Annotated in this window: 7 protein-coding genes; 2 read left to right on the top strand and 5 right to left on the bottom strand. The window is 38.5% G+C overall.

The window, feature by feature from the left end; translation table 11 throughout:
- Positions 1 to 101: 101 nt before the first annotated feature.
- From OZP11_RS14795 to OZP11_RS14775, 5 genes are all read right to left on the bottom strand, one after another.
- The gene (locus tag OZP11_RS14795; protein ID WP_281231320.1) at positions 102 to 5,612 is read right to left on the bottom strand and encodes a PorP/SprF family type IX secretion system membrane protein; all 5,511 of its coding nucleotides are present in this window, start codon (positions 5,610 to 5,612) and stop codon (positions 102 to 104) included.
- A 1-nt stretch (position 5,613) separates the two neighbouring features.
- The gene (gene sprC / locus OZP11_RS14790) at positions 5,614 to 7,092 is read right to left on the bottom strand and encodes a gliding motility protein SprC (RefSeq protein ID WP_281231319.1); all 1,479 of its coding nucleotides are present in this window, start codon (positions 7,090 to 7,092) and stop codon (positions 5,614 to 5,616) included.
- Positions 7,089 to 7,505: a hypothetical protein gene (locus OZP11_RS14785; RefSeq protein WP_281231318.1), complete on the bottom strand. Its 417-nt coding sequence runs from the start codon at positions 7,503 to 7,505 to the stop codon at positions 7,089 to 7,091. Before OZP11_RS14785 ends, sprC begins: the two co-directional genes overlap by 4 nt.
- 98 nt (positions 7,506 to 7,603) lie before the next feature.
- Entirely contained in the window at positions 7,604 to 8,896 is a 1,293-nt protein-coding gene (locus OZP11_RS14780; protein ID WP_281231317.1) for a hypothetical protein, read from the bottom strand.
- A 189-nt stretch (positions 8,897 to 9,085) separates the two neighbouring features.
- Positions 9,086 to 9,538: a hypothetical protein gene (locus OZP11_RS14775; RefSeq protein ID WP_207298483.1), complete on the bottom strand. Its 453-nt coding sequence runs from the start codon at positions 9,536 to 9,538 to the stop codon at positions 9,086 to 9,088.
- A gap of 439 nt (positions 9,539 to 9,977) precedes the next feature.
- Between OZP11_RS14775 and OZP11_RS14770 the strand changes: the two genes are divergently transcribed.
- A complete protein-coding gene (locus OZP11_RS14770; RefSeq protein WP_281231316.1) occupies positions 9,978 to 11,126 on the top strand; it encodes a DNA polymerase III subunit in 1,149 nt (382 codons plus the stop codon).
- A 7-nt stretch (positions 11,127 to 11,133) separates the two neighbouring features.
- A complete protein-coding gene (locus tag OZP11_RS14765; RefSeq protein ID WP_281231315.1) occupies positions 11,134 to 11,517 on the top strand; it encodes a DoxX family protein in 384 nt (127 codons plus the stop codon).
- The last annotated feature ends 4 nt before the right edge of the window (positions 11,518 to 11,521 follow it).

Here is an 11,521-nt window from a genome sequence, read left to right as displayed (position 1 = left end):
GGGGCAGCATAGGAAATCAGATTTGAGCGCTTTAAACTCTTTTTATATAACTCCTTAAAATTTAAGAAGGCCTGCTTTTTTATTATTTAAACGAACTTTTATTAATTCTCAACTTTTACGATTGCCATTTTGCCGTTAAATGGTTTAGTACCCTTCGCTTCTAATGCCTTAGTAGCTTCTTGTAAACCATCGAATTTCTCGTAATAGATATAATATTTACTTGTTGTAATATTATAAAAGAAATTGATATCTGTAAGTCCTGCCGCAACTGCTTTTGTCAGGAACTGATCTCTTTTCTCTGCACTATTATGAACTGCAAGAATCATATAATAACCACTTTCAGAATTTTTGATATTCTTGATGATCTGCATATTTGACTGATCTTCTCCAAAATCAAAATCACTTGCTGTTAATGGCGTGCTGCTCACTTTTGTTGTTTCCTTAATACGTTTAAGAGCTGCAAGATCCTGTGCATATCTTCCCTGATCATTTTCATAAGCCGCACGTTTAATTCTACGTCTCTTCTCAATTTCAGTTTCAGCTTTAATACGCTCTAAATCTGCTAGTAATGCTGCACCTTCAACCTCCATTTTTAACTGAGCCGCTTTTAACTGATTTATCTTTTCAAGATAAGCTTTGTTTAAAGCATCGTTTTTATTTGGAACCTTTTTAAGTCTTTCATTATACAAATTAGTCAGTTTCGCGATCTCATCTTTCTGAGCTTTACTTGCATCTGCTAATTGTGTTTTTAAAGCTTCTATCTGGCTGTTCTCAGCCGCTACGCTTTTGAAAGGTTTTGGTTCTCTGTAAATCCCTTTCTCACTTAAATCATTCTCCTCTTTTAAGTCGTCAAGATCTTTTTGTTTATTTGCTACAGTTGCATTGAATTGTGCCAATAAATCACTTTGTATCTTACCTGAACTTTCTATAGATTCTGTTAAGCTTTCAATTGCTTTGGCCGTTTCGTCTTTTGCTGCAGCAGCTGCTCTCGCCGCCGCTTCTGCATCGGCTTTTGCTTTTGCTTCGGCCGCCAATCTTGCTTGCTCTGCTTCTGCATCGGCTTTAGCTTTATCTGCCACTAATTTAGCCTGACGGGCTTCTTCGGCTTGTTTTGCCTGAAGAGCTTCTGCATCGGCCTTAGCTTTTGCTTCCGCTGCCAATCTGGCTTGTTCTGCTTCTGCATCAGCTTTGGCTTTATCTGCCGCTAATTTAGCCTGACGGGCTTCTTCAGCTTGTTTTACCTTAAGTGCTTCTGCATCTGCCTTAGCTTTTGCTTCCGCTGCTAATCTGGCTTGCTGTGCTTCTGCGTCTGCTTTGGCTTTTGCATCAGCCGCCAATTTAGCCTGACGAGCTTCTTCGGCTTGTTTTACCTTAAGTGCTTCGGCATCTGCTTTCGCTTTTGCTTCAGCTGCTAATCTGGCTTGCTGTGCTTCTGCGTCTGCTTTGGCTTTAGCATCGGCTGCCAATTTCGCCTGACGAGCTTCTTCGGCTTGTTTTACCTTAAGTGCTTCGGCATCTGCTTTCGCTTTTGCTTCGGCTGCTAATCTGGCTTGCTGTGCTTCTGCGTCTGCTTTGGCTTTTGCATCAGCCGCCAATTTCGCCTGACGAGCTTCTTCGGCTTGTTTTACCTTAAGTGCTTCGGCATCTGCTTTCGCTTTTGCTTCGGCTGCTAATCTGGCTTGCTGCGCTTCGGCATCGGCTTTTGCTTTATCTGCCGCTAATTTAGCCTGGCGGGCTTCTTCTGCTTCTTTTAACTTAGCTGCTTCTTGTTCAGCTTTTAATTTCTCAGTAGCTTCTGCATCGGCTTTGGCCTTGGCATCTGCTAATAATTTAGCCTGAGCTGCTTCCATGTCCGCTTTTGCTTTAGCATCTGCTGCTAATTTCGCCTGACGAGCTTCTTCGGCTTGTTTTGCTTGAAGCGCTTCTGCATCGGCTTTCGCTTTTGCATCAGCCGCTAATTTCGCCTGACGGGCTTCTTCTGCTTGTTTTATCTTTAAAGCTTCTGCGTCGGCTTTCGCTTTCGCTTCAGCAGCCAACTTAGCTTGTTGTGCTTCTTCGGCTTCTTTTAATTTTTTAGCTTCTTGTTCGGCTCTTAATTTTTCAGTTGCTTCGGCATCAGCTTTAACTCTTGCATCAGCAATTAATTTTGCCTGTAGAGCTTCCATATCTGCTTTAGCTTTAGCATCCGCGGCAAGTCTTGCTTTTTCTGCTTCGGCATCGGCCTTCGCTTTCGCTTCAGCTTCTAACTTAGCCTGGCGGGCTTCTTCTTCAACTTTAGCTTTCGCTTCAGCAGCTTGTTGTTTTCTAAGTGCTTCTGCATCTGCTTTTGCCTTAGCTTCTGCAGCAAGCTGGGCTTTTTGTGCTTCGGCATCCGCTTTTGCTTTGGCTTCGGCATCTAATTTCGCCTGACGAGCTTCTTGCGCTTGTTTTGCTTTGGCTTCTGCCGCATCAGCTTTCGCTTTTGTTTCTGCGGCTAATCTTGCCTGACGAGCTTCTTCTTCTTTCGCTTTCGCTTCTGCTGCCTGTTGTTTTCTCAGTGCTTCGGCATCTGCTTTTGCTTTGGCTTCTGCTGCAAGTCTGGCTTGTTTCGCTTCGGCATCCGCTTTTGTTTTCGCTTCTGCTTCTAGTTTTGCCTGACGAACTTCTTCTGCTTGTTTTGCTTTGGCTTCTGCTGCCTGCTGTTTCTTAAGCGCCTCTGCATCGGCTTTTGCTTTTGCTTCTGCTGCAAGTCTGGCTTTTTGTTCCTCTGCATCGGCTTTCGCTTTAGCTTCTGCTTCTAATTTAGCCTGACGGGCTTCTTCTGCCTGCCTAACTTTTGCTTCTTCAGCTTGTTTTATTCTTAATGCTTCTGCATCCGCTTTTGCTTTGGCTTCTGCTGCAAGTTTCGCCTGCTGCGCTTCTGCATCTGCTTTCGCTTTAGCTTCTGCTGCTAATTTGGCCTGTGCTTCTGCATCTGCTTTAGCTTTGGCTTCTGCAGCAAGTTTTGCCTGCTGCGCCTCCGCATCGGCTTTTGCTTTTGCTTCGGCATCTAATTTAGCCTGAGCTTCTGCTGCAGCTTTTGCTTTGGCTTCTTCAGCCTGTTTTATTTTTAATGCTTCTGCATCCGCTTTCGCTTTTGCTTCTGCCTCTATAATGGCTTGTCTTGCTTCTGCATCCGCTTTTGCTTTGGCTTCTGCTGCTAATTTTTCTTTTAATGCGGCATCTTCTGCTTGTTTAGCTTTTAATGCTGCAGCAGCTTTTGCTTTGTTTGCAGCATCGATTGATGCTTTTGTTTTCGCTTCTGAAGCTGCTTTTGCTTTCGCTTCTGCTGCTAATTTTGCCTGAAGCGCATCTGAATCAGCTTTTGCTTTTGCATCTGCAGCCAGAATTGATTCCATATCAGCAGCTTCTGCTTTCGCTTTTGCATCTGCTTTACGTTTAGCTTCGGCAGCATCAGCTTTTGCTTTATTATCTGCTATTAATTTTAATCTTCTTTCTTCAGCATCTGCTCTTAGTTTCTCTGCAGCAGCTACTCTTGCCTGTCTTGCAGCTTCAGCGTCTGCCTTAGCTTTTTCTGCTGCAGCCAGTCTTGCCTGTGCAGCTGCTTCGGCATTAGCTCTTGCTTTTTCAGCGGCTAATTGTGCTGGTGTTTTCTGAGCTGCAACCGGAGTTACGGCCGGTGCATTTGCAGGAGCTGTACCTGCTGCTTTTGCTTTTGCAGCGGCTTCTGCATCAGCTTTTGCCTTTGCATCTGCAGCTAATTTTAATTTTAATGCTTCAGCATCAGCTTTAGATTTATCTGCTGCTAACTGTGCAGGTGTCTTTTGTACTGCTGCAGGATTAGCAGTATTTGCCCTTGCAGCGGCTTCTGCATCTGCTTTCGCTTTTGCATCTGCAGCTAATTTTAATTTCAATGCTTCAGCATCAGCTTTAGATTTATCTGCTGCTAATTGAGCAGGTGTTTTTGCTGCATTTGCTTTAGCTTCTGCATCTGCCTTGGCTTTTGCTTCGGCAGCCAGTTTCAATTTCAATGCCTCTGCATCAGCTTTAGATTTATCTGCCGCTAATTGTGCAGGTGTTTTCGCTGCTCCCGGCTTGTTTGCTGCTGCTTGTGCTCTTGCTGCAGCTGCAGCATCTACTCTCGCTTTGTTATCTGCTGCTAATTTTAATCTTCTTTCTTCAGCATCTGCTCTTACTTTATCAGCAGCTAATTGTGCTGCTGTTTTTTGTGTTGCCGCAACTGCTCTGTTTGCTGTTGCTGTTTGTGCTCTGGCAGCGGCTGCAGCATCTGCTTTTGCTTTTGCTTCGGCTGCTAATTTTAGTTTTCTTGCTTCAGCATCTGCCTTAACTTTATCAGCAGCTAATTGTGCTGTTGCTGCAGTTTTCGCTCTTGCTTCAGCAGCAGCATCTGCTTTTGCTTTAGCCTCGGCTGCTAATTTTATTTTTCTTGCTTCGGCATCTGCCTTCGCTTTATTATCTGCTTCTAGTTTTGCTTTTGCAGCTGCCTGAGCGTCTGCTTTTACTTTTTCTGCTGCGGCAAGTCTTGCTTCTTTTGCTTCTGCATCGGCTTTTGCTTTTGCTTCGGCTGCAAGTCTGGCTTTTTCTACAGCATCAGTTCTGTTAACCTGAGTTGCCTGCGTATTTTTTGGTTTAGCAGGAACTGGTTTTGGTCTTGACGGATCGATTAATGAACCTTCGTCATCATCTCCGTAATAGTAATTTCTATTTTTAAATTTATATGCTATCGCAAACTCGTGAGAACCTCCCATATTGGTAAAATTCCCCATTCCTCTTTCATAGTTGTATTCTATAGCAATGCTTGGTGAAATATTAACCCCTAAACCTGCTGAAACTCCGTATAATGTATTGTAACCCGCTTGTGCCCAAACCCCCTGTTTAAGAGAAAGCATTCCAAGACCAGAGATTACTGTTTTGTCTTTTTTAAGTTCTGTTTTTACAATTCCAGAGAATTTACTTCTGTCAAAGAAACCGTAAGTATCAATGTAACCTGTATACATGGCATGCAGTTGAATTGCTCTTTCCGGATCTTCTTTTACAACACCAGAACCAAAATTGTATAATACCAGGTTGTTAATCGATAATCCGAAATCCAGAAAAGCGGTTCCGTAGTTAATTCCCGGATTAACTGTAAGCAGCATATTAGAAGGATAGTCTCCTGCCAAAATGGTTGCGTCATCTGATATTATTTTTCCTTTATCTAATCCGCTTTTGTAAGCTCCAACATTTAAACCAAAGGTTAAGTTGCTGTCCTGCTGTAAAACAATATTGTGTGCAAAGTTGAAAACACCGCCAAATACGGTCATTAAACCATAGTTTTGCTGAAATAATCCAATTGCAAAAGCTTCATTCTCTCTAAATCGGCCTGAATAACCCGCTAAATAACTCTGCGGTGCATTCTCAAACTGAACCCATTGTCTCTTGTTGTAAAAGCTGGCATAAGGATCTGATTCACGAACAAAACTGAATGTTGGGTTTATTATATATCGATTAAACTTTAACGAATTTCTAATAGGCAATGAAAACGAAACAACTCCATTCTCATTTTGTTCCTGAGAATAGAGTACATATGTAAAACCGCAAAATAAAGTGATGAATAGTAAAAGTTTCTTCATATTATTTAATAACGGTTATTGATCCTTTTTTTTCACCTGTGTCGGACTTAATGACATAGTAATAAACTGGATTGACATTTTTAAAATCTTGTATAAAAGAATTAAGTTCAGGATCATAATTGCTTCCCACATCATCAAACAGCATATCTCCGTTTGAACTTAAAATCATTATCTTGGTTGTCGGGGTTTTGTATATATCCGGAATATTCCAAAACGGATAAGCCCCGCTTAATTTTACTATATTTTGAATTACAGTTGTTTTTGCATCTTCTTCTGATGTTACTCTGAATGTAAATTCTTTTGAAGATACACAACCTGATTCCTGAGAAATCACCACTCTGTACAAACCTCGCACGCTTACAGTGTAATTTGCTGTGTTTGCACCTTGTATAGCTATGTTATTTAAATACCACTGAAATTTTGGTGTAGTTGCGTCACTAGTAATAGAAACATTTAAAGTTTCGTCTTTTTTCAGTTCATACTGATCCGCAACGTCTATGCTTGCATTGAAACTATTTGTCTGTAAGTTGATAGATCCGGAAGCTTTACATCCGCCAAAATCTACTTCGACGGTATAAATTCCAGATTCGGCAGCCGAAATACTTCTGGTTGATGCACCCGCTATTACTTCTCCGTCTTTTTTCCATACATACGAATTTCCATTTGTTGCAGTTAAAACAGTTCCTGCACCGTCTGAACAAAATGGATTTCCTAAACTTGATGAAATAGTAACAGCCGAACCTGCACTTGAAGAAGAAAGAGTCACACGATTCGAACTAAAGTTTTCATCCAGACATCCTCCGTAATCAATCTGAGCATAGTAAACACCTGCTGCATTTACGGTTAACGTTGGACCGGTTTCCCCTGTAATTACAACTTCATCTTTAAACCATTTGTATTTTAAATTTGGATAGTTTGCAGGAGAAGAAGGCTGATCTGCCGGAGTAGGATTATCTACAGAAAACGTAAAACTTCCTCCTCCACAATAAGTGGCTGTGGCACTTTTATTATTGATATAGAAAGACTCTACAAAAGTCCTGTAGTAGACGGGAAAAGTGTTTACATTTTGTGAGTTTCTAAATTTTGTACTGTATACGGGTACTGCCGTTAAACTTTTTATACGCAGACTGTGAGTCTCTGATCCTTTTAAATCTGTAGGAACAGCAAATCGTATAGTCTGCTGCTGTAATGTAGGATTGTCTGTTATTGAAATTGTAGTGGTTGAAACCGGAGATGTAAAGTTTCCTGCATCATCTGAAAGTTCTACTTCGAAAGATGTACCTGCAGGAAAGTCTACATAACTAAAAGTTGCATTATATTCATTAAATGGCACCCCATCAACAATAAGTCCCGCACAGATTCTAGGATAACCTAGCTGCTGCGGAACAATTGTTTGGGCATAACCATTCGATTTAGTAAAAATGAAGATACTAAACAGAATTAAAACTTTAAGAAAAGATAAAGTAGTTTTTTGAATCATATATTGCGTGTTCTTGCTAAGTCTATACGCTCAAAAAACAAGATATCAATGAATGTTTCAGAAAAATCATATTTGTAGTTCTCGATGATATCTTTTGCAAGAATAGACGTTGAACTAACAGCATTTTCTTCACATCCGTCAGCTTGATATTCTGTACCAGCTGCCATAATAAGGCTGTCCTTGGGGTTGGACAGCCCTACTATTAACTGATTAGAATTATCTAATTTGCTGTTAGTATTAACAGCCGAAATTGTGTTTTGATTTACCTGATCACCATTAGTCATTTTGCACTCTGAAATAACAGAAAAAGTAGGTTTTTCTGTTATTCCATTACTTTGTGCATAAAGACTTAACGATATAGGAGAAACCAAAAATAATATATATAAATAATATTTTTTTGTAGATAGAGCCATTATGTTTTGATCTTTATTTGGTCCGAGTAAGACGATACATAAATTGTGTCTGGGGACTTTATTAATAAAATTTACGCGAAATAAAAATCGAAATTTATTTATCTATTGCCGCTTGAAGCTGTGATTTTTCCTAATTGTAATCTGTAATCCGGTTTTTTAGGATTGAACATATCAATGAATGTTTCTTTATTATCACTTTGAGAGTAAACGTTAAAGAAAACACTGTTTCCATACCAGCTTTCTAAATCTTCGTTGTTTGCATTGTACTCAGTAAAGATGTTTCCGTTACATAAGTTGAAATACATTTCTTCGAATTTGATTTTTTTAAGGTTGGCATCGTTGATTTCAGTTTTGCTGTCTAATAATACTGCAGGGTTGAATCCAGAGATTACACTTCTTTTCATTTCAAGAGAAGCATTTTCAGCTACATAAACAGCCTCTTTTACTAAACCAGCCTGAATATCTGCTTTAATGTTTTCACTGTCATTAACCATAGTAATGTTGCTTGCAACAACTAAAGTTTGTTTTTTAGTGAAATCTGTTTCGCTTTTCTTCTCAAATGATTTTACTTCCATACAACGAGATCCGTCTTTTGTACTAGAGAAATAAGAAGATCTAATTGCTAATGAGTTAAAGAAACGACATTGAACTCCCTGAGTAAATTTGAAGTCATCGTTGATAGATTTGTAAGAAACAAATTTTGTAGCATTTACATCACCACCCATGATACCAAATGAATCACCACCAGCGTAGCTCACCATAATGTTTTCAAGGATAGTTTTGTTTCCAACTGCTGCAAGAGTTAAACCGTTGAAAGTATCAACACCTTTTACTTTTTTACCAGCAAATTCGATTCTAACATATCTTAAGATACCAGAGTTAGAAGCTACATTGTCTCCACCGTAAGTTGTCATAGACGGGTCAAGATCCATGTTGTAAGAACCAACATTTCCGAATTTGTTAATTGGAGCATCTCCAAGGATAACAAGTCCACCCCAGTCTCCAGCTTTTTTCTGGCTGCGGTTAGATGTAAATACGATTGGGTCCGTTTCTAAACCGTCAGCAATAATTTGAGCTCCTTTTGTAACTACCAATGCTCCTTTTGTTTCGAAATCACCAATAATTAAAGTTCCAGGCTCAATAGTTAAAACTGCATTGTTTGTTACATAAACATTGCCTTGCAGTACGTAGATATTTCTTTTAAGCAATTTAGTGTTAACAGAGATGTTTCCTGCTAAAATCTGATTTGCTTCTCCATACTCTACTTTGTTGGGCTTAAATTCAGTCCAGTTATTTAACCAGTTTGTGTAGCCCATAATTCCTTTCTCTTGTTGAGCATTCATACTCGCAACTGTCAAAAGGACGCAGATCAAATGAGTAATTTTTTTCATGATCAATGTGTATTAGGTTAATAAAAATTTGGGTATGCGTATGCGTAATATGAAAAAAACTGCCCTCGAAATTTTCTAAAAAAATCAGAACAAATCGAGAACGAGTTATTTTTTTCTCTTTAAGACAAAACGTAAACCAATCGATTTACGTAAATCATCTTAAAAAGGTTTTAAATTTTATATAAAAAATTACATTTCGTTCAATTCGTTGAACTCGTGTAAAGATTTTAATGTGTTTTCGTAAAATAAGATTGCCGCAATAAGGTTTCCTTTATCAGAGTAAGGCATCATTTTTCTTTGAAACTCTACAGTTGTATCAAGGAAAGTAGATGTACCAACTGCCTGGTTATCTAAAATTTTCTTGTGATCACCATCGTCCGGAATACCTAAGTCTGCCATAGTAACACCTGGTTTAGTAACCAAAGCAATGTAAGGGAGAGTCTTTACTAATACTTTAATTCGTTCGATGTACAATTCCAAAAGTTCTCCTTTTTGCATACCACTCAATTCTTTTTGATCATGGTATTTACGAATAAGAGCCGTTGTACTGATAATACTTCTTGGAGCGTTTTTTGCCTGAGCCGAAACAGCTGCAGTTGTCATGATAAAAAATGCACTAAATAAAATAATTTTCCCTTTCATAAATTCTTATTATATAATTGGTTGTTGTATGAAAACAAAAATATATAAATTAACTTAAATTGCAACTTTAATGATTTTTTTTTTCAAAAATAAAGCTTAAAAAAACCTTAAAAATCAGCGTTATGTCGAGAAAATGTGCGTTTTAACGGCGATTATGTTAAAATTGTTAAAAGCCATACGGTAAGATATTCGCTATAAAAAACAACCATATTTAAATAAAAAATAGTCAAAAAATACTTACGTAAGCCGTTTTCACGAAAAAACTATTAACAAAAAAGTCTTGATGTTCGTTCGGGTCATGGAATTTATTAACAAAAATCCGTTAAATACTTAGAGGATTTTTTACACCAAAAAATGCTAAAATCAACAATTGAATTCCGCATCTTAATCTTGATCCTAAAAAATTTTTGACTACATCATTTTCTTCTATCTTTGCTTCATGCAATTTTCTCAAATTTTAGGTCAGGATTACATTAAAAGCCACTTAATAAAAAGTGCTTCTTCGGGACGAATTCCGCATGCCCAGCTTTTTGTAGGACCAGAAGGATGCGGCACTTTATTAACAGCTATCGCATATGCGCAGTATATTTTGTGTAATAATACAGGTAACGAAAACGAAAATGGAAACGATTCCTGTAATTTAAAATTCCAAAACATCTCGCATCCGGATCTGCATTTTATATACCCAACCGTTACCACCGAAGATGTCAAAACAAAACCAAAAAGTTTAGATTTCATTCAGGACTGGCGGACCTTTATTCAGGAAATGCCTTACGGTGGTCTGTTTGACTGGTATAAAATCCTTGGCGTTCAAAACAAACAGGGAGAAATAAGAGTCGAAGATGCTCAGGAAGTTTTAAAATCTCTTTCGCTCAAATCATACGAAGGAGGTTATAAAATCATGATTATCTGGATGGCTGATAAAATGAATATTGCCGCTTCAAACAAACTTTTAAAGCTGCTTGAAGAACCTTCAGATAAAACCATTTTTATCCTGATTTCTGAAAATGAAGAAGATATCATTCAAACCATACGTTCTCGCTGTCAGGTCATTCACTTTAACGGACTTCCTGAAAAAGTAATAGCCGAAGCTTTAATTTCTCAGGAAAATATCGATGCCGGTCTGGCAAAGAAAATTGCGCATCAGGCTCAGGGAAATTTTAACAGGGCACTGCAGCTAATAAAGGAAGATGATTCAGAATTTCCATTTGAGCAATGGTTTGTCAACTGGGTTCGTGCCGCATTCAGGGCAAAAGGAAACGCCTCTGCCATCCAGGATCTGATTGCATGGAGTGAAGAAATCGCTGCACTTGGACGTGAAAGCCAGAAAAAATTCATTCAGTTTTGTATCGAAATGTTCAGACAGGCGCTTTTACTAAATTATCAGGCTGCTGATTTGGTTTATATTGAGCCTAAAGTAGACAAATTTAAACTCGAAAATTTTGCGCCGTTTGTAAACGGAAATAATATCCACGAAATTTTCAAGGAACTTTCAGATGCTATGTATCACATTGAAAGAAACGGAAATGCGAAAATAATCTTAACCGATTTATCTATAAAACTGACTCGTTTAATTCATAAAAAATAATTCAAAAATGAATAATGCCGCCTCAATTTTAATGTTAGCTTTTTTGGCCTTGACTTTTTTACAATCAGGATATGAGAAGATTTTTTACTGGAAAGATAATGTTGCCTGGCTCAAAGAACATTTTGCCAAAACAAGATTAAAAAATATGGTACCCCTTGCCTTGTTTCACCTCCTGATCGTTGAATTAATCGCCGGAATTTTAAGTGCCGTGGGAATTATTCAGCTGCTTACAAACAGCGGTCGTGAATATGGTTTTTACGGAGCCGTATTTTCCTGTATCAGTTTGTTAATGATGCTTTTCGGACAACGATTAGCCAAAGATTATGATGGAGCAAGAACCATTGTCATCTATTTTATTCCTGCTGTAGTAGCAGTGTACTGGCTGAATTAACAGT

This window comes from Flavobacterium gelatinilyticum (assembly GCF_027111295.1).
GTDB lineage: Bacteria > Bacteroidota > Bacteroidia > Flavobacteriales > Flavobacteriaceae > Flavobacterium > Flavobacterium gelatinilyticum.
Note: the sequence above shows the minus strand (reverse complement) of the source record. Positions and strands in the feature narration are given on the sequence as shown.